The following is a 19,658-nucleotide window of genomic DNA, read 5'->3' as shown; positions in this document are numbered from 1 at the left end:
GCACGACAATCATCGCGGCAATCATCACCTCGCCGCGACACCGACTCGCCATCCTGATTGTCGCGCGCTTCCCACCCAGATTGTCGCGCTATAGGAGCCCGCCGGCGAGTTTGAGCCGCTGTTAGCGGCGCATTTGGTGATCGATGTCACCCTCATATCTGAGGAGGGATGATCATTCACGGTCATTAGTGTAAGCCTCGCACAGATATCAAAAAGACATTCCCGATGGCGCGGAACTGCCCTCGAAATCAGTTCTCGAATGCAAGGAGTTGACCTGGCGGGACGCCTAAAAGTGCGGCGGGTCCACTCATACCAAATTATCCTAACGCGAATCAGCGAAGAGCCATATCCGATCGGGTCGACCGCCGTGCTTGGAATGAGGAACTCGCGGGATAGAACTGGTCGACTGGACAGACCTAGCGATGACGCGGCATTGTGCCCTAGGAAAACGCTCGTCGTTGTTTCCTATCGAACTCTTACGCCACACGCTTGCTGGGATGCCTACCAAGCCTACACACCGCCCGGTGATGTGGACGAAGCTGACAGAGCTAAGAGTAGCTCGGTTCTATCCTGACGATCGACAAGGCTTCTCAACTCCTCACCCGTGAGCCACGTAAGCCAATCGTCGTCCAAGATATCCTCTTCCACCAAATGCAATATCGAGCCGCCGGGTTCATGATGCCCATATCCATAGACACTGCCCCTTTCTAGTAGCCGGCGCGCTACAAGCCCACATACGAAGTCAGGAGCCCACATGGCAAATGACACACCGCGTGCGATTCCTGCCATAATCTTCGGTACGCCCTGTCTTCTAAAATCTTTGCGCACCCAACGATCCCCTTGGTACGCAACCTTGCCCGTTATCTTCTTCGCGGTTGGCGCTGTGCAAGAACAACGATCCTGAGGATGAGCATGCAGGGTCGGTTCAGCGTAAAACGCTTTGAGGGATTCTTGATTCTCTGCAAAGTTGCTGTGCGTAAGGTCGTACAATCGAGCGGCCTCGGTAAGCACGATCTCGTTTTTGTTGTCGGTGCCTATAATCCAATATCCCTCCCCTGGTTTAATTGGCGAGCGATCTGGCCGGAAATTCGGATACGTCGATCCCTTTGTGGGAGTGGCCCGTGTAATCGATATATACTCATCAAAATCAAATCCTATCGAAAGTTTGATGCCTTTTTGGACAGCGGCTTCGTCGTATATTTGTAGGAAGCGCGAGACTTTCAGCGGATCCACTACGCTTGTCATTGCTGCAAAGTTCCTCTCGTGATACGTGCGTGAAAGCTATACGGCGGCTTACCAACCGATAGTACAGCATCACCCATGGATCGAGACACTACCAACTTTGGTGAGGAGTATTGATCCGAACTTTGAGCAAGCGCGCTGGCACCACCATTCGATGGCTGCAGGGTGCTCTCGGGAGAGCTAGTCCCGGGTGTGTGAACAGAGTCCACATCGATAGCTGGCGCCTCTGCTGGCGTTAGGTGCGGAGTGGCAGCGGGCGAAGTAGACTTGATCGGGCGTGCTGCCGTCAAGCGCGAATGGGACGCCTGCTGTTATAGAAGGCGAGCCCTAATCCGTGGTTGAAGATGTCCGGCTTGCCGTGACGAGCCAAGGCAGCCTCCAGCGTCTCCACGCAGAAGGCTGTTCCATGGTGATCGACAGCCGCCACGACAGAACATGTCGTGTGGCCCAGTCCAGCAGCTCGCGTTGAGCACCTTTCAACGGTGCCTTGATGCCCTGGAGGCATCGGAGATCACCAGCTTGACGCCCCCAGCCGGAACGCGGTCCAGAACGTCTCGGCCTGCGATAGGCCGATATCCATGCCGAGCACCTCGCGCCGGCCGTCGCCGTTGACCCCGACCCGATGATCACAGCGAGCGAGACGATGCGCCGCTGTTGGCGCACCTTCGCGTAGGGGGCGTCGATCCACGGATACGGCCAACCCGTTCGAGCGGTCGCTGCAGGACCGCCCTTCATGTGGTCGTCGACCCACTGCACAGCCGCACACCTCGCTCAATGGAGATCCCCCGTCGTGCCCGTCGCCTGCACCAGATCGTCGACCGAGCAGGTTGAGACGGCCTGGGCATAGCCCTCCTGCATCTACCGCGGTGAGCACCTTCTCGGCCACCCGCCACGGTTCGAGACAGCCCCGGAAGTAGGAGCCTTTAAGCAGTTTGGGGATGCGTACCTCGACGGTGCCGGCGGGGGTCTCCCAGCTGCGATCGCGGTAGCCGTTGCGCTGAGCCCGATGCTCGAAGTTCTTCTCCCCGTAAGGAACCCCGGTCAGGCTCTCGACGTCGAGCTCCAACAGCCGGTGGGCGGCAAAGCCGATCGTCTCGCGCAACAGGTCGGCAGCGGGGGGTCTTCTCCACGAGCGCGCGCAGATACATCGTGTCGTCGATCATCGGTACTTCCTCGAATCAGGTTGGTGCTCGCAACCCGACCATACCGAGGAAGCGTCAGTGACCACTGCAAAGCCGTCCGTCCGCTAAGACACTTTTGGGGCGCGCGTACGGACGGCTTTGCTCTACCGAGCTACATTACTACCAGCGACACGACCCAGAGTTCGGACCTGCTGTCCTCGTGTCAGACGGCAGCACTAGCCCCTCGATCGCACATACGGAGTATCGGGTTCTGCTTCCAGATTACGAACTGCCAGTCCTCCGCTCAGCCGATCATGATAAAACTCAGACTCGAATGCCGCACTAAAGGTGGGCGTTACTTTCGTCGGAAAGCATCACCGTACCGATTATGCCCTCCCTCTCCAATTGCGCGATTTCGGCGCTCGAGAGGCCGAGAAGCCCTGATAGGATCTCTCTGTTGTGCTGTCCGAGCGTCGGCGCCGCTGTACGGACCGCATACGGCTCTCCCCCGTCGCGAATGGGCATCGAGGGCTGCGGATGCAAGCCGATGAAACCGCGTTCGGTTTCCTGCAGGAATGCCCGCGATCTGAGGTGCTCATCCTTGAGCAGGTCAATTGGCAGGCGGGCCACACCGGCGGCAATCTTCGCGGCTTGCAGCTCTGACATGGCTTCGTCCGCCTCCCGGGTGAGCGTCCAGGCCGCGAGCCGTATCTCTATATCGTCCTCGATCGATCGACGAGCTTTCTCACATCCCAGAGATTCGTCGATCGCCCATTCAGGCCGGCCGATTAGCACCGCAAGCCTCTGCCACATGTGCGCGTCGGTCGCGGCTATCATTATCCAATTGTCCTCACCCGCACATCGGAAGCAGCCGTGCGGCACGAACTGCGGATGTCGATTGCCGTATTTCATCGGCCGCATGCCACTGATCGATTGGAGGGTGATCCATGGCGCCGCGAACGGCATCATGCATTCGATCTGCGCAAGATCAATGAACTGTCCCTGACCGGTGCTTCGGGCGTGAATGAGAGCGACCAGAACTGCTGCGCAGCCGTTTAACCCACCGACAGCATCCCCGAAGGCGGTGTGGCTCATCACTGGTGATCCGTTGAGGCTTCCGACTACGCTCGGAAGACCAGAGCCTTGCTCGAGAGTCGAGCCATAAGCCCGGCAATCGCGATAGACGCTATCCGCGCCAAAGGCGGACATGGACATCATAACGATTCGAGGGTTGAGCGCGGAGAGGACTTGATAGCCAAGGCCAAGCCTCGACAACACATCCACCGAATAATTGTCCACGACAATATCGGCTCCCGCCACAAGTCGTTTAGCAAGAGCTACGCCTTGCGGCCGCTTCAGGTCGAGTGTGATGCCGCGCTTATTGCGGTTCACGATGCAGAACCGGGGCGTCTTTTCGAACGTCCGGCCGTTCACGTAAGCAGGCCGCCGATCGACGCCGCGAAACCAATCTGGATATTGAATGGCCTCGATCTTGATGACTTCCGCACCGAGATCAGCCAGCGTGCGGGTACACAATGGGCCCGCCCAACCCATCGTGAAGTCGACCACGCGAATCCCATGCAAGGGCTGCCCGCCGACATCGATGCGGCCGGACGAAGCCAATCCGGTACGGATCGGATGTGTTCTGGCGCTCGCGAAAGCCTGTTGTTCACCGAGGGCCGGGACCCTCCCACCCCGTCGTGGGGGGGTCAACGTCAATCGCTGCATCGAGCCGGCGGTCAAACCCTGTTCTTCGCCGAGCAAGACTGGGACGATCGCGCCGCGCGCATTCTTCTCTTTATCGAGAAGCAGATCGGATATTTCGGGTACGGGTACGATCGGAACCTTCTGTTTCAGTCCCTCTACAAACCACTCCTGCGCTGTCCGCGCTTTCAGCTTCGGCACAAATTGTCGTTCGATCCGTTCCATGTGCAGAAGACGGTCTTCGGCAAGGACCAGAGCCGGATCATCACGCAATTCCGAGAGGCCCAGCATATCGCAGAATGCGCGCCATTGCGCTGGGGTGAGCGTAGTAACGCCGAGCCAACCTCTTTTGGTATCGTATATGCCGGCCGGACCGCCCGGCCAGAAGCGGTTGATGCCAATCCGGCGCATTACGTCGCCACACGCGAACGCCTCGAACATGTGATATTCACTGAGAGTGAGGGTCGATTCGAAAATGCTCAGCGACCACGACCGCCCTGTCCCTTCCCGCATTCGTGCAACTACCGAAGAAGCCGTGGCAATGAAGCCCCAGAGACCCGCAAGGATACCCGTCTGGAAATCAGGCGCGTGCAGCGGCGGCCCCTTGACCGGGCCGACCAGTTTGACGAGGCCGGCAAGCGCGCGCACCGTCGAATCAGTTGCGGCGAATCCTGCATAGGGCCCCTCCCGGCCGAACCAGCTCGCCTCGATGTAGATCAAGTCTGGATGCACGTGGCGGATCGCGGCGATATCCATCGTCGGGCAATCTGCGGAATCGACGTCGCGCCCATCAACGAGAATATCGCAATCTTTGATCAACGTCGTCAGCCGCGCGCTCGCATCCGGCTCGTTGGCATCAATGACAATGCTTGACTTGTTAAAGTTCAAGAATGCGAACCACGCGCTCTGTCCGCCGGGCGTGAGCGGCGCGGTGCGGCGAAGTGGATCGCCTGCCGGCGGCTCTACCTTCTGAACAGCCGCACCGAAATCGGCAAACAAGCGCGCGCAGTAGCTGGCCGCGGGTGCGCTACCGATCTCGATAACCCGGAGATGCGAAAACACTGACATTGAGAGCTCCTTTATTTTGCACGATCGCTAAACAGCGAAATCGCAATGCTCACGATCAAGCTGCCTATGCGTCAAGCCAAAACACTAGTTCTACAACGATAGTCGACGCACAGTATGTCGGCTGCTATATGCCGCTGCGCGTCGATGCGCACACCGCTGCTGACAGCTATCGGACAGGAATTGGCAAGGACCGTGCCAGCGTGGAGTGGAGTGGAAAACAACTGCGCGTTGGTAACTGGATGGTTGCGATCGGCGCACGGCGCCCACTATGCGTACCTCATGCGCGCAGTCTGCTCCGATATCTGATCTGCTACTGTGCGCCTGGTTAGCGTCAAAACCAGATAGCGTTTTCAATGCTCTGTCTAAGGTCCTTCGCTTCGGCCGCACAGCGAGCCGCAAGCGACACATTGCATGGATGCGGAGATGCGCCGATAGCGTTTATGTCACACCACGCCTATCGTAGGGGCAGATGTTCAAGCTACACGTAAGAGATAACCTGGATCACGTTTTTGGTATGTTTTTCGCACATCTATGTCTAATTGAGGCCCGCAATGTCGGAAATGCAACAGGAGGGGGTCAGTATGCGTACTTCTCAAGCAACGCGCGCGCCCTCGACGAGGGCAAGCATTGCAGCATTCGTGTTGTCCTTCTCCAAGAAGTTCAAGAAGGTGCCGATGACGCCCGCCAGATCCATCGTGATGATTGCGCCGACGCTGCTGCGCTTGGAAGGACATGCCGCGGGACTCTTACTGCCCTGCAGGACGATTGGGTCGACCGACACGAACGGCATCAATAATGTCGACTCGTTACGTTGACTCGAGCCAAACAACGGATTTGTCCATATTGAGATTGCAACGGTGACCGATTTTGATGGCCACTGGGGGCAACTGGTGCAGCCGGCCCATGTGAGTGTGCTGCGCATTTTCTGAGTGTCCATCTAACGCAGCCGAAGCCGCGTGGAGTTGGCGATCCATACCTACGCGATCAGCTCGCGAAGAATGTAGCCGGCGCACTCGCGCTTATCTATCGGTTGGCAATCGACATCTGCTCCCGATGTTTGCATCCAACGCCTGACGCTAGCCGAACGGCGTGAATGCTTAAAAAACCGCCCTAGCCTAATGTCGCTAAATCCCGCCCCCGGGGTGGTAGTTCACCGGATCAGATCCAACCCGAGGCCGAGGCTCACCACTGTGTTTCCCGAACCGGCGCCTCGCCGCAAGACTTACTCGTAGCACCGAACAGCTTCGGATAGTATCCGTGTTAACCTGGTAGGTGGTGGTGTGGCTGGGAGAACCACTCCTCGCGGGTCAACTCGTAGTATTGGTAGAATTTTCCGTCCCGCCAGCGATCGTCGACATAGCGGAGCCCAAACTTCTTGGCTTGCCGCGCAGCCCGCACATTTCCATGCTGAATGACAGCAACAATCTTTTCCTTGGTAGAGTGTTCCAAGGCATGCGTGACCGCAAAGCGTGAGGCCTCCGCACCAAAACCTCGTCCTGCTGCCTGTTCGCCAAGTGCCGTCGCCTGTTCCAGATAATTGGTATCCTCATAGTCGCACAGACCGCAGCGACCAATGAAGCGCGGAATGTTGTTGGTCTTTTCGTATACCATCCAGACGCCGAAGCGATTTTTGCGCCATTGGGCCAAAAACATATCGAGCATCTTGTGCACATCCTTAGCGGTCTGTGGCACATTCTTGAAAATCGCCTTCTGGATGAGCGGATCGTTATGCAGCGTGAACAATTCCGCCTCGTGTTCGCGTTGCATGGGGACAAGGATCAAACGTTTGGTCTGATGTGTGATCATCTGTGTGTTCCAATCGGAGGGTGATGCGGCTTCATAGCGAAGGCTGGTGTCTTCTCGAAACAGGGGAATGCGCATGGAGTTCTTGAAGCAGAGAATGGCATTGGGCGGCGTATTGGCGTCCTAAGGGATCCGGCTTGCACAGGGATGCCAGCCGAGCAAATTTGCGCCGATTTGGATGGTCGATCACGGCGATAGGGATCGAACTCGCTTCCGTCAGCTCGTATGAGTCGATGCCGTTGGCCAGGGTTGCGTCGCGATCCGGCATAATGCGGCCTGAGACGTAGCACCCTTAGTTTGGCGGGTCGTCGCAGAGTCGTAAGCCAAGATCCGCAACGGGCAGGCGCTCCTGAATCGTCTGCTCCCGTCAGGCCTCGAGATACCCAGGGCGTGACACCAACCGAAACGCGGGAATTCGTCTCGACCACAGGGCCTTCCTCCATTGCAATTATCTCGTCGTGACACGTCGAAGTCGAAAAAACACTGTTATTTGCCGTGCAATTGGTGGTTATCAATGCGCCCTCCGTTTTGAAGAGGTGGCCAGACCTGATCAGGGAAACACGCGGTCCCGTTGCTCGGAGAGATACATGATGTCGAGCAGGGACAATGTGAAGTCCATGAAGATGATATCTCCCGCCTATGATAGCTTACCTGCCGGCGCTGAACGCAGAGTTGCACGCAAGTGCATGGGCGCACTATCTGCCCGAGTTGCGAGCAGCACGTGAGCCCGCGCGGAGATGCACGCAGGTTTGGACGACACTCACCATCCGCCACTTTCTTAGCACGAGTCTCCGCTCTCGACGAACCGCACTTATCGGATTGGGACGTGCGTGCACAAGCAGCCAAGACCTCAACAGGCACAGGGAGCCTCTCGCCGCCCCTTTACTCTTGCAATACGAGATGGGACGTGCGGCAGTTGGGAATCCCTGTATCCTCGTCGCACCAATCCTGCTCTCGCAACGATCGTCTGGCCCGTTGATCGCCATCTGAAGGTCGCCCGACGCGATGTTAGTATACCCCCGGCTGTTTCGACCAACGCGAGCAAATCATTTACCAGCGCATTAAGTGTACATCGCCCCACCATCTGGGCCACCATGTCGGTCATGCGAGACACACTGTCGTAGTTTGAATCAGGTCGCCTTTGTGGCCAGGATCAAACTGGCTCCTCAATTCCTCGCCGGTTCGCCAAACAAGCCAATCGTCATCCACAATATTGTTTTCCACCAGCTGCAATATAGACCCGCCTTCCTCATGATGCGCGTATCCGTATTGCGCAACGATACCCTTGTCCAAGGACCAGCGCGCGACAAGTCCACACAAAAAGTCCGGAGCCCACAAAGCAAAAGATAAGCCGTGTGTTATTCGCGCTATGATCTTGGACATACCCTTTCCTCTAAAGTCCCTGCGGACCCAATAATCTCCGTGGTAGGCCACCTTGCCGGTTATCTTCTTCGCGCTGGGAGCTGTACAAGTACAGCGGTCCAGAGGATGGGCATGTATAGTCGGGTCAGCGTAGAACGCTCTCAATGATTGAAAATGTTCTGCAAAGCAGGTGTGCGAAAGATCATACAGTCGAGCGGCCGCTAAGATCGCGACGTCATTTTTCTTGTCGACGCCCATAATCCAATACCCCTCGCCTGATTTGATTGGCGAGCGATCTGGCCGAAAGTTCGGATATGTCGGCCCTTTTGTTGGAGTGGCCCTTGTGATCGAAAGATATTCATGAAAGTCGAAGCCGACCAAAAGCCTTGCGTCAGTGACGGCGTCGTCATGTATCTGAATACAACGCGAGACGCGCAACGGATTTACTAGCCTTGTCATTGCAGACCCTGTCCTATCGAGATGAGTTTCGTCACGCATACCCGCAGAAGTCGCTGACGGTACAGCGTAGCGACGGATCGAGACACTACCTACTCTGGTGGCCGCCAGTGCTTTGAGAGCGGTAGCGGGGTCGGAGCTGCGTTGGCGCTAGATCAGGTCATCTGCGAGCAAGTCTGGCGCGTACTCGAGCGACACCCGGTCGCCAACCATCGGCCTCCCTAGGCCCTGATCTCGATCGCCCGCGTATGGTCACCGCCGCGACGAACAGCAAGCGTGTTTCCGCAACGGAGAGGACCCTGTTCTGGTTGATCGTAAGCCCTCCGACCGAGCAAAACATGCAAGCGCCGATAGGCACTCTTGGTGTGATTCTTGTGGTTTCCATCCGAGCTACGCCGCGAACAGCGGATCACCGATTTCATATCTTGACGAGCTCCATCAGGTGTTCCATGCCGAAGTTAGTGAACGCCATGATGCCGTCGTCAGCGACATCGAAGACCCAGATGAGGCTCCCCCCTGGATCCATCCCGTTGGCCACGTCCCAGAGCCAGTTTCTCGTCCGTGGAGGTCCTTCGCGACGCGACCGATGGTGAAGACGGAATGGACGTTATTGACGTGCATGATTACGTTGCCTGAGGAGAGGTTACCGGCGCGGAAGGCGTCCAGCTCTATGTTAACAATTCGTGCAACCGGCTTTGCGGCATGTCGGCGATGTGCGCGAAGACGTCGGCGAGCTGCCTTTCGAACAGCAAAGCCGCGCAGCGCTCGCTCTGCGGCATTGTTCGTCAGACAACCCTTCCATCATGGGAAAACCGGCCAATGCCATCCCACCGGAGAGCAAGTAGTCAATTGGCTTGATGACGACGAACGCGGAACCGGGAACATCGCTTCCGCAACCAAGTCTCAAAAAGGCCAGAACTGCTGCCCTCAAATTCGCGAGACCAAAATAAGCAAGTCAATCAGGCAGCTGAGTGACCGCCCCGCGGTCCTCACCAGCTTTCAATTACCCACATCTCGTACTTAGGATTTGCATCCGTTGAATCGTCTGCGATTCTGTCTATGACGCCGATTCGCGGAGGCGTCACGGATGAGCGGAGACTCGGGCGCGCTGCAGGCTGGTATGACGACGAAGTCGTTTCGGTAGGACTGCCAGACAAGCGACTGGCGCGCCGATTTTGCCGGCTGCTTGATCAGATGTCGGCGGCACCTGGTCAACCGGTCCCGGCCGCATGCGGTGACTGGGCGAGGACGAAGGCGGCCTATCGCTTCTTCGACAACCCGCGCGTTACCGAGAATGGGATGTTGGCCGGCCATTTTGCCGCGCAGCGCCTGGCGGTCGCGGCGAGCGAAGGACCCATCCTCATTCTGCAGGATACCACCGAGTTCATCTACAGCCGCGCGCAGCCGGGTACGATCGGCTTCACCAAGACCATCAACGCCGGACGTTATAAGGTGGTCAGCCCAATGTGGTGACCTTTGTGCGGGGTGCTGATGCATTCAAGCCTGGCTGTAACCCTCGGCGGCACGCCGCTCGGGCTGACGGCAGCGAAGTGCTGGACACGCACGAAGTTCAAGGGACCTGGACGCTCAAGCGACACGTGAACTCCACGCGCGTGCCGATCGAGACGAAGGAAAGCTATCGGTGGCTGGAGAACCTGCGCCAGTCGATGGCGCTCGTGGGCACGCCGGAGCGCTGCGTGCATGTGGCCGACCGCGAGAGCGACATCTACGAGCTCTTTTGCCTGGCGCAAGATCTCGGCACGCGCTTTACGGTGCGGGTGCAAACCAATCGATTGGACGCCACCCCCGCCGGCGCAGAGCGGCGGAATGGAGCTCATCGGGTCTTCGCCCAGCTCTCGGCTGCGCCTTGGACGGGACGCCATTACGTCGCGATCGGACAGGATGAGACGGCGTGCGTGCACGTGAAGTTCGCCGCCATCCAAACCTTGCCGCCTGTCGGCAAGCAGAAGCGATACAGTCCTCAACTTCTCACCTACATCCAAGCCCTTGAGATCGACCCGCCGGCGGACCGTCCGCCGATCGACTGGAAGCTCGTGACCAATCTGCCGGTCGCAGATTTCGCCATCGCCATCGAGAAGCTCGAATGGTACGCCTTGTGCTGGAAGGCGGAGGTTTTTCACAAGGTCATGAAGTCTGGCTGTCGCGCCGAAGAGGCGAGGCTTGAGACCGCCGAGCGGCTGGCCAAGTTCCTCGCCGTCATCGCGATGGTCAGCTGGCGCATCTTCTTCCTCACCATGTCCGCACGAGCAAAGCCCGAGGTTGCGCCAGAGACAGTCCTTACGCCAACCGAAATCGCGACGCTTGATGCCATCGACGCGGCGCGGGCCAAGCCGCGAATCCTGCGCAGGACCCTCGCCACCATTTTGCTCCAGATCGCCATGCTCGGTGACTTCCTCGCACGCAACCACGATCCGCCGCCAGGAAACATGGTCGTCTGGCGAGGCCTAACACGCCTCAATGACATCGCCTTCGGCCTCTCAATCGGAACTCGCCGACGATGTGGGTAATTGAAAGCCTCACCGGATGCTTACCTCTCAACCGACGAGGGCCGAATAATACTCCCGGCCCTGGTAGGTGCATGTACCTTTGCTCCTCCGGTAATGTGCCACTAGCCGCGCAGGCACATCAATCGCAAACACGCTGCGTGAAACGCCGCATCTCCTGAAAACGTGAACGAGGTCATTTCACTATGACAGTCAAAGTGATGAAGTTCGGTGGCTCTTCATTCCGGCGGGCGGATTGCTACCGGTCAGTTTCTACCCACATAGCGAACAGACTCGCTACTGATGCAGATAAAGTAGTTGTCGTTGTTAGTGCAATGTACGGGGTCACTGAGTCCCTGAAGGCACTGGCGTTCTCGGTAAACGATCGATGCAACAGTGCCGCATTGGACACCGTCTTAACGACGGGTGAGATTGCCTCCGTCGGCTTACTCGAGGCGGCGTTAGAGAGGCATTCAATTCCGGCATCATCTCTGTTCGGCTATTCGTCGGGGATCCAAACGTCGTCTGACTTCAATCGCGCATACATCGAAGATATAGACAAGGCGCCGCTTCTTAGCGCCCTGCAGGTAAGCCAAGTGGTCATAGTTGCCGGCGCCCAGGGCTTAGATAAGAGCGGGCGGATCTCAATGCTTGGACGTAATAGTTCTGATTTAACCGCTGTGGTGGCGGCCGACATCGTAGGAAGCAGTTCGTGTGAAATTTATTCGGACGTATGCGGTATTTACACGTCCGATCCGCATCTAGTGAACGAGGCGATGTTGGTGCAAGACATTTCTTATGCCACTGTTAGTCGCATGGGTCGCTGCGGCGCCAAAGTTCTTCACCACGGAGCCGTCGAGTACGCTTCTACTCGTGGAATCGTAATCTCTTGTAAATCGTTGGTGCCGGAGATCGTCGGAACGCAGGTCGGCAGCGTGGGCGAGGTTGCGAGCGTTGTGATTAATCGCTCGGCAAAACGCGTAACGTTCGGCAGCTCCTGCGAGCAGCAGATAGCGTTAGCTCTCCTGAGCGAACTGAACATTACGTGGATCACTGTCGATGGAGATGTAGGACATTCGATCTATCTAAGTCATGATGCAGAGTTTGCCGTCACCAAGTTTGCGCAACGAGGGATCAAGCCGCTCGATATATCGACAAGAGTACTAGTTACCGAGATCAATGCGGCTAAGCAAAAAGCACGCGAATTCCAGGATCTGGATGCTGCGGTTTCTTACGCTCGAAGAGTACACGCCACTCTTTACCCTGAAGAGCCGGGATTGGCCGTGACGCTGTGAGCTACGTAGGTGCGCTGTCGTCGTACCTGGTATACCTCGCGGACAAATTAACATCCTCGACTCCTCACCACAGCAAATGCGATCCCGAAATGGCGGCCGCATGGATTGAGAGACAGCATCCGACGGAGTTGTTCTCACAGAATTGGCGAGATATAGCGCGTGATCACGGCACAACACCCGCTCGATCGTCCGCGCTAACGGGGTGAGCAGCGGAGCTGCCGTTTCTAATTTGAGAGGCGTTCCGAGGATGTGGCCGTAGGTCTGGCCTTAAGGTCGTGTGGCGAATGCAGGTCGACGATCGGCGGCCTTGGAGTTGCGACGAGGAGGTGCGCTCGGTTGGAGGTTGAAGAGACCTTGCAAGTGGCGAGACGGTCTGCAGAGCGACACGGATTAGCTCAGAACTGCTGTTCACTTGGCGTGAGCGAGCGCGCCAGTGTCGCCTGGGCGGCCGCGGGCTGTGCCGGCCCTTGTTCCGGTCGAGTACTTCGGCCTTCACACGATCGCTGACGAAATGAACTAAGTCGCCGTCAAAGGACCGCATCCCCTCGATGTCAGGGAAACGGCGTTCCCGATTAAGCCGCCCTCGAGTTCAGATGTGCAAAAGATGCGCGTCCTGGCGCCGATCGGAAAATGGAAGCGCTATCCGGCATTAACCCTAGCAGTGATCCACGCCGAGGAGCGCATGATGCCGAACAGCAGAAGGAAGATCGAGCGGAACGCTGGTCAGGGATACGCCTGGTGGTTTCCGCGTCGAGGTGATTGCGACGCTCGAATGGTATGTCGTGAGATGAGTGATTGAGGTGCTCGACAAGATCTGGAAATCAGGCCGCAAAGGTGAGGAGTGCGGGCTCAGGAGCGCCCGGCGTATGACCGACCTGATTACGCTTTTTGCATCCTGAGTTGACGGTCCGCTGGATGCGGATGCTCAACCGTGCCGCCCAAGATAAACCGTCGATCCTCCCGTTGACGCGAACAAAATCGGCGTCCGCGTCGCGTCGTCCACGTCGCACCAGAAAACGCTCTAGCCACAGACTGATCAAGATTGGCCGGATGGCGTTTGCTCGGCCGCGCCAGCAATCTGCCGCCCGGCAATTCCGACATGTGGCGCGGGTTGTCGTGCCTCATCGGGATCGCGCTGGGCTTTATGGAATGTTTTGTGGGTAATTGAGAGCCTGATCGGCGGAGGCTGCTCCGGGACCACGATATCAGCCTATGGATCTTAGTAGTTTCAAAGCGAGCTCCTGGGTGTAGCCTGAGCCATCTTCTTCAAGAAAAGAGAAGCGTGTTATGCGACGTAACCTTCCCGCAACCCCTCTCGACACGTCTCGAGCATCAATCGTTAAACTAGCAGCCGTAAAGTGCGCCATATTGTTCGGTTACTGGGCTTATCCGCGCGCAGATGCAGCCACCGCTGCTGAAGAGATGGCATTCACTGACGGGGTATACTGGTTTTACAAATGCGCAAGACCGATCCTGAGATCAGAAAAGAGCATGCCTGAAGTCTCGCTCTCGCGGGATAAATCTCTCGTGGAGCTACCGGATGAGTTCAAAAAACATACATCCCTGACTCTAGGCGCAGCGGGTGATTTAATTCAGGCGGATGGGCTGGAGTCTTCTAAGGACATCCTTTTTGAAAACATTTCGGATGTGCTCTTTGGGGTTGACATTTCGTTCGCGAATTATGAATCGCCTGTAACGAACCAGAAGCCTGTAGAAGACGCCATTGGCGGTGGGCGTCCGCCGATTATGTGTTGTTCATTTGCTCAATTTTCTACTCTGACCGGGCATAGGGGCAGATGCTTTACAGCTCTTAATGCTGCCAACAATCACATGTTCGATCTCGGAATAGAAGGTCTTGAGACTACCCAACGACTGTTCAAAGAGAATGGGATTTTGGGTATCGGCGCTCCGCAAGAACCTCTGGAATACGGACGAGGTCAAATTCTCACCAAGGCGGCAATCAAGATCGGATTCGTATCAGCGACATTTGGACTGAATGGGCATCAGCCGCCCGCGAGGGAAACTTATCGCATTCACACAGCTAAACTGATGTCGAAATACCTTGCAACCGATTTGGAATTGCTGAAAGCGCAAATCGACGATTGTAAGAGGCGAAATTGTGATTTCATCATCGCTTCCATTCACTGGGGTTATGAGTTTGAGTTTTTTCCGCGACGCAGACAAATAGAGGCTGCTCGCGCATTGGTCGAGGAAGGGGTTGACCTAATTTTAGGTCATCACCCTCATGTTATTCAACCTGTTGAATATTACCGCACAAGGCGCGATCCCAACCGCATTGCGGTCATTGCCTATTCCTTGGGAAGCTTGACGTGGGGGTGGTATACCGCGCCACACTTAGTTTTAAGCATGATCTTAAACATGAAACTGTCGAAGGGCCTTATAGCTGGCAAAAGCCGCACTTACATCGAAAGTATAAAACCTATCCCAGTATTCCGGGTTGTTTCTTATGAAGGTGGCCAAAGAGTAATGCGCATTGAAAAGCTCGAGGATTATCTAAATGGACAGGGTAGTGATCATCCCACAAATTATGTGAAACAAATGAGGAAATACGTCGATTTGGTCTTGGGGGTATAGGCTAGCGGATCGACCTTGTTGAGTTCGCAAGTTTATGCCGCCCGCCGAACTAAGCCGAGTCGGGTCGTTTCGCCAGATTTCTCGCTGAGCGGCGTTTGGTCGGTCCGGCATAGTCCGTTCTAAGCCTCCGCTGTCAACAGCGGAGAACAGGAAGATGGAAGTTGAAGAGCACTTGGCAGAACTCGGCTGTACCGGCGTCTCAGAAGCGGGCCGCACGGACAGCTCGTCGAGCGCTACGCCGCTCGTCTCGTCGAAGAGAGGCTCGCTCGGCACGGCGCGTGGCGTTGCTTCAACGTAGTTGGCGGGCTCCTGAGTTGGATCGCAGGCCGTCGCTACAACGATCTCGATGAGCAGGTCGTTGAGCGGTACCTCCGACATCGAGGCCGGAGGTAGTCTATCCAACCCGGTGACCGGGCGGTGCTCACGCGATGGCTGTCGGTGCTGCGCGAGGAAGTCGCGATCGAGCTATTGGTGTACCGCCTTTCACCCTGCGCTAAGGGATCTTCAAGGAGTGCGATGCCTACCTGAGATCAGAGCGCGGCTTGGCCCCAAGGTCCATCGTCCGCCATCTCCCGGTCATCCGCAGTTTCCTGCACGAGGTGTGCTCCGGCGGCGCCGCCGCCCCTGTGCAAGATCAACCAAGCGGACGATCCGCTACATTGAGCGCCACGCCAAGGACTGTAGCCCGGGAACGGGCAAGGCGACAGCCGGTCGTTGCGCGCCTTTCTCCGTCACTTCCAGCACGGGGGCTGAACGCGCGCCCGTTTGCGGATTGCGTTCGATCGATGCGGCGATGGAAGCTCCTAACTCTGCCGACCTATCTGCCTGCTGCTCAGACGGAAGGCTCTCGACGGTTGCGACCCTAAGACGGTGATGGGACGGCGCGACTACGCCATTCTGTTGTTGCTGACCAACCTCGGCCTGCTGTTGTTCGTCCGCACACTCGCGTCGCACATCGATTGTGCTTCCGGATGTGCGATCACCATGATCGTCAAGGCCGCCTTCGATCGCGTTGGAATCGAGGGTTGCGCACACCGCTGCCCATTTCTTCCAATACAGTCTAGCTACAGAGCGACTCCGATCTGGCGCGACCTTGTCGGAGATCGGACAGTTGCCGCGGCATGAGAACCACGACGCTACCCGGAGTTACGGGAAAGTCGACTTCGATGCGCTGAGAATAGTGAGCCTGCCTTGGCCGTGAGGCCTGCAATGACCAATCCGCACGCCGCACTCGATACGTACTTGAGCATGCGCAAGGGGCTGGGATACAAGTGCGGGCACCAGGCCCCCACGGCTCGCTGACTTTGTCGCCTTCATCAAGAAGTGAAAAGCCAGGCTCATCAGCTCATCATGACGAAGCTGGCAATGGAGTGGGCAACGCTGCCGCCCGATCATCATGCATCCTGGGCGCCGAGATTTAGCGAGGTGCGCGGGTCACTTCGAGTCCGATTAGCCCCGACGCCCAGCTTGACTTTGAATCGTGCTGTCTTGCGCTCATGGCCCGCAGGCACGGCCGTTGCCATGGCGCTCGGACGCGACTACGGCCCGGCTCGAAGTAAGCACGGGTCCGGAAGACGTCGCTGGTTTTCAGGATGACAAAAGTAAGCGCTTAGCCGCCACCGTATGGACGCAGGCTTGACGCTTTGCGGAATCGCCACGGCATGAGGTCTTCGATTCTGCTATGGGGATGGCCGTCGATAATGGCCTCGAGTGTTTCGGCGATGTAGGCGGCCGGGTTGACGTCGTTGAGCTTGCAGGTGGCGACGAGCGACGCTAGCAAGGCCCAATTTTCAGCCCCGACCTCGGAAGCAGCGCCATAATGCCGGGAATCTGGCGTTCGATGTTGTTGTAGCCTATCCATTCCACCCGCTCGTTGGTCAAACCGTTCTTGTGGTCGGTGAGCAGGAACATAACGGCATTCGCCACTTTTTAATCCGGCAGCCGCATGACGGAACGCTCCACGTTCCAGACTGGATGGTCACCCCACAAGCCGGTTCGACTGTGATTGTTGCCACACCCCGGATTCCGCTTAAGGCCCTCCTTGAGCTTCGCGCCATGCTCGATCATCTCGTAGCCTCTTCTGTGGGGGATTCCACCCCCGAAGGAGGAGATGCCAATGAAGATCCCGCTGCGGACGCAATCGGATCTGTTCGCCATCGCCGTACCACCGCCCGAACTGTCGGACGAGGAGAGGCTGAAGGCAATAGCGCTGTTGCGGTGTCTGCTCGTCGAAGCGGTAATCACGCCAACGGCCGGGCAGCCGGGCCAAAGCCTCGCGGAGGTGCGCGATGAGCAAGATCAGCGCTGAGCACCTTTGCCGCGACGCCATCGTCTATATCCGCCAGTCGACATCCTACCAAGTCGCGAACAACTGGAGAGCCAGCGGCGCCAATATGCCCTCGTCGACCGGGCTCGCCAATTGGGCTGGAGCGATGTTCAAATCGTCGATGATGATCTCGGCCGATCTGGCGCCGGCACGGTTCGACCCGGCTTCGAGAAGCTTTTGGCAGCAATTTGCGAGGGTCGGGTGGGCGCCGTTGTTTCGCTGGAGGCGTCGCGGCTCGCGCGCAATGGCCGCGACTGGCATACGTTGCTTGAGTTCTGCGGGTTAGTCGGAACACTGATTGTCGATGAAGACGGCATTTATGATCCTCGCTCGATCAACGATCGCCTCCTGCTTGGCATGAAGGGCACGATGAGCGAGATGGAGCTTTCGGTATTCCGGCAGCGCTCCCTCGAGGCGCTTAAGCAGAAGGCACGCCGTGGAGAGCTCCTACTGACCGTGGCAGTGGGCTACGTCAAGGCCGAGGATGGCCGGATCGAGAAGGACCCGGATCGGCGCGTCCAAGACAGCATCGTCCTGGTGTTTCGCAAATTCGCCGAACTGCAGTCGATTCGGCAGGTGTTGCTTTGGTTCCGGGAGGAGCAAGTCGTCGTTCCGGCGGTCGTTCAAGGCCATGGCAAGCAAACAGCCGAGTGGAAAGCGCCAGTCTATTACACACTGCACCACGTGCTGACCAATCCGGTTTATGCCGGCGCATACGTCTTCGGCCGGCGCGGCACGCGCGTTGTGATCGAAGGTGGCAGAAAGCGAGTCGTGCGCGACAGTATCCGTCGGAACTGGAAAGACTGGGAAGTTTTGATCCGCGACCATCACGAGGCATATATTTCCTGGGAGGAGTTCGAAAGGAATCAGTGTCTGATCGCCGACAATGCCAACGGAAAGAGCTATTTGGGCCGCGGGGCTATCCGGCGCGGCGAAGCTCTGCTGCCTGGTCTGTTCCGTTGCGCTCGCTGCGGCCGCCGATTGCATGTCGCTTATACCGGCAAAGGCGGCAACACCCAACGTTATGTTTGTCGCGGGCCATTCGGTGCCAAAGCCGTCGACAACTGCATAGGCTTCGGTGGTATGCGGGTTGACCGCGCCGTTGCCCAAGAGGTTCTTGACCGCCTGCAGCCGCTTGGAGTCGAAGCGGCGCTGGCCGTCCTCGAGGCACAAGGCCAGGAGCACGGCGATAAACGACGGCAGGTCGAGAACGCTTGTCGGCAGGCTCGATACGAGGTGGATCGGGCGCGCCGGCAGTATGATGCGGTCGATCCGGATAATCGGCTCGTCGCCGGAGAGCTCGAGCGACGCTGGAACGAGAAGCTAAGCCGCCTGCGCGAGCTCGAAGATGAGCTCGATCGCTTCGCAGCCGAGCAGATGCCGATGGTGTCTACTGAGGATCGTGCAAGACTGATGGCACTCGGGAAAGACCTCACTCGAGCATGGGATAGCCCAGGAGCTACGGTCGAGACGCGTAAGAAGATCATTCGCTTATTGGTCAAGGAGATCGTCGTCGATATTGTGGACGACACGCTCTCTCTAGTCATCCATTGGCAAGGCGGCGATCACACCCGACTGATCGTAAAGAAGAACAAGGTCGGGTTAACTCGCTGGGCGGTAGCGGCTGATACGCTCGATCTCGTCCATGTGTTGGCCCGCCAGATGCCGGACCAATCGATCGCGGCCGTCTTAAATCGAGCCGGCAAATCGACCGGACGAGGCAATAGCTGGACGCGTACCAGAGTCTGTGGCCTGCGCAAGACCCACGGCATCGCGCCATACCGCGATGGCGAGCGCCTGGAGCGCGGCGAAGCGACGCTCGACGAAGCGGCGACAATCCTTAAGATCAGCCCGTCAACAATCCGCCGTATGATCAACCACGGCAGGTTAGCAGCACATCAACTTTGCAAAGGCGCCCCTTGGATCATTCGGATCTCAGATATCGAGAACGGCACGGTCCAGCGTGAAGCCGATGCCAGGCGATCACGGCGCCCGTCGCCTCATGATTCGCATCAAAATGTTCTTGATTTATAAGGCAATCGACAGATGAGCAGTATATCGCCCCCTCGTCATGCCCGGCGAAGAGAGCATTTTTTCTAGTCAGGCAGACTGGCCGGATGGCGTTCTCGACCGGGTTCGTGTCGAGCTCGAGGCGCCCGTCTTCGAGGAAGCGGGTCAGCCC

General features: G+C 57.5%; 12 protein-coding genes and 6 pseudogenes. 7 read left to right on the top strand and 11 right to left on the bottom strand.

Features of this window, described 5'->3' with window-relative positions; genetic code table 11:
* Window positions 1-510 precede the first annotated feature (510 nt).
* The 8 genes and pseudogenes from ABID58_RS36520 to ABID58_RS36485 all read right to left on the bottom strand — a co-directional run.
* Window positions 511-1,245, bottom strand: coding sequence for a hypothetical protein (locus ABID58_RS36520; protein ID WP_144030576.1), 735 nt, complete (start codon window positions 1,243-1,245; stop codon window positions 511-513).
* A gap of 313 nt (window positions 1,246-1,558) precedes the next feature.
* Window positions 1,559-1,701 (bottom strand): annotated as a pseudogene (locus ABID58_RS37500) (IS3 family transposase); the annotation flags it as partial.
* 41 nt (window positions 1,702-1,742) lie between these two features.
* Window positions 1,743-2,405: pseudogene (locus tag ABID58_RS36510) on the bottom strand (transposase); the annotation flags it as partial.
* Between the two features lie 300 nt (window positions 2,406-2,705).
* Entirely contained in the window at window positions 2,706-5,135 is a 2,430-nt protein-coding gene (locus ABID58_RS36505) for a CaiB/BaiF CoA transferase family protein (RefSeq protein WP_354037669.1), read from the bottom strand.
* Between the two features lie 592 nt (window positions 5,136-5,727).
* On the bottom strand, window positions 5,728-6,072 hold the full coding sequence (locus ABID58_RS36500; protein WP_354037668.1) for a hypothetical protein: 345 nt from the start codon (window positions 6,070-6,072) through the stop codon (window positions 5,728-5,730).
* A gap of 323 nt (window positions 6,073-6,395) precedes the next feature.
* Complete coding sequence (locus tag ABID58_RS36495; RefSeq protein ID WP_085398465.1) at window positions 6,396-7,016, bottom strand: GNAT family N-acetyltransferase; 621 nt, start codon at window positions 7,014-7,016, stop codon at window positions 6,396-6,398.
* Between the two features lie 1,023 nt (window positions 7,017-8,039).
* Entirely contained in the window at window positions 8,040-8,759 is a 720-nt protein-coding gene (locus ABID58_RS36490; RefSeq protein ID WP_144030578.1) for a hypothetical protein, read from the bottom strand.
* 665 nt (window positions 8,760-9,424) lie between these two features.
* Window positions 9,425-9,618 (bottom strand): annotated as a pseudogene (locus ABID58_RS36485) (IS66 family transposase); the annotation flags it as partial.
* A gap of 197 nt (window positions 9,619-9,815) precedes the next feature.
* Here ABID58_RS36485 and ABID58_RS36480 point away from each other — a divergent pair.
* From ABID58_RS36480 to ABID58_RS36465, 4 genes are all read left to right on the top strand, one after another.
* The gene (locus tag ABID58_RS36480; protein WP_354037667.1) at window positions 9,816-10,229 is read left to right on the top strand and encodes an IS4/Tn5 family transposase DNA-binding protein; all 414 of its coding nucleotides are present in this window, start codon (window positions 9,816-9,818) and stop codon (window positions 10,227-10,229) included.
* Window positions 10,230-10,354: 125 nt separating this feature from the next.
* Window positions 10,355-11,284 carry an IS4 family transposase gene (locus tag ABID58_RS36475; RefSeq protein WP_354037666.1) on the top strand — a complete coding sequence of 310 codons (930 nt, stop codon included), beginning with the start codon at window positions 10,355-10,357 and terminating at the stop codon, window positions 11,282-11,284.
* Between the two features lie 182 nt (window positions 11,285-11,466).
* Window positions 11,467-12,555 (top strand): amino acid kinase family protein, encoded by a 1,089-nt coding sequence (locus ABID58_RS36470; protein ID WP_354037665.1) that lies wholly within the window; start codon window positions 11,467-11,469, stop codon window positions 12,553-12,555.
* Window positions 12,556-14,046: 1,491 nt separating this feature from the next.
* Window positions 14,047-15,150: a CapA family protein gene (locus ABID58_RS36465; RefSeq protein WP_354037664.1), complete on the top strand. Its 1,104-nt coding sequence runs from the start codon at window positions 14,047-14,049 to the stop codon at window positions 15,148-15,150.
* 1,609 nt (window positions 15,151-16,759) lie between these two features.
* Here the strand turns inward: ABID58_RS36465 and ABID58_RS36460 are convergent.
* Window positions 16,760-16,963, bottom strand: a pseudogene (locus ABID58_RS36460) (transposase domain-containing protein); the annotation flags it as partial.
* A complete protein-coding gene (locus tag ABID58_RS36455; protein WP_354037671.1) occupies window positions 16,924-17,076 on the bottom strand; it encodes a hypothetical protein in 153 nt (50 codons plus the stop codon). The pseudogene ABID58_RS36460 and the gene ABID58_RS36455, both read right to left, overlap by 40 nt.
* Between ABID58_RS36455 and ABID58_RS36450 the strand changes: the two are divergent.
* The 3 genes and pseudogenes from ABID58_RS36450 to ABID58_RS36440 form a co-directional block, all read left to right on the top strand.
* Window positions 17,041-17,160 (top strand): annotated as a pseudogene (locus ABID58_RS36450) (hypothetical protein); the annotation flags it as partial. The gene ABID58_RS36455 and the pseudogene ABID58_RS36450 sit on opposite strands and share 36 nt — an antisense overlap.
* Before the next feature lie 106 nt (window positions 17,161-17,266).
* Window positions 17,267-17,458 carry a hypothetical protein gene (locus ABID58_RS36445; protein WP_354037670.1) on the top strand — a complete coding sequence of 64 codons (192 nt, stop codon included), beginning with the start codon at window positions 17,267-17,269 and terminating at the stop codon, window positions 17,456-17,458.
* 111 nt (window positions 17,459-17,569) lie between these two features.
* Window positions 17,570-19,510 (top strand): recombinase family protein, encoded by a 1,941-nt coding sequence (locus ABID58_RS36440; RefSeq protein WP_354037663.1) that lies wholly within the window; start codon window positions 17,570-17,572, stop codon window positions 19,508-19,510.
* On the opposite strand, the pseudogene ABID58_RS37495 reads toward ABID58_RS36440, so the two are convergent.
* Window positions 19,506-19,658 (bottom strand): annotated as a pseudogene (locus ABID58_RS37495) (IS66 family transposase); the annotation flags it as partial. The gene ABID58_RS36440 and the pseudogene ABID58_RS37495 sit on opposite strands and share 5 nt — an antisense overlap.

This window comes from Bradyrhizobium sp. S3.2.6 (genome assembly GCF_040546885.1).
GTDB lineage: Bacteria > Pseudomonadota > Alphaproteobacteria > Rhizobiales > Xanthobacteraceae > Bradyrhizobium > Bradyrhizobium cytisi.
The sequence above is the reverse complement of the archived record's forward strand: the minus strand, read 5'-3'. Positions and strand labels throughout refer to the sequence as shown.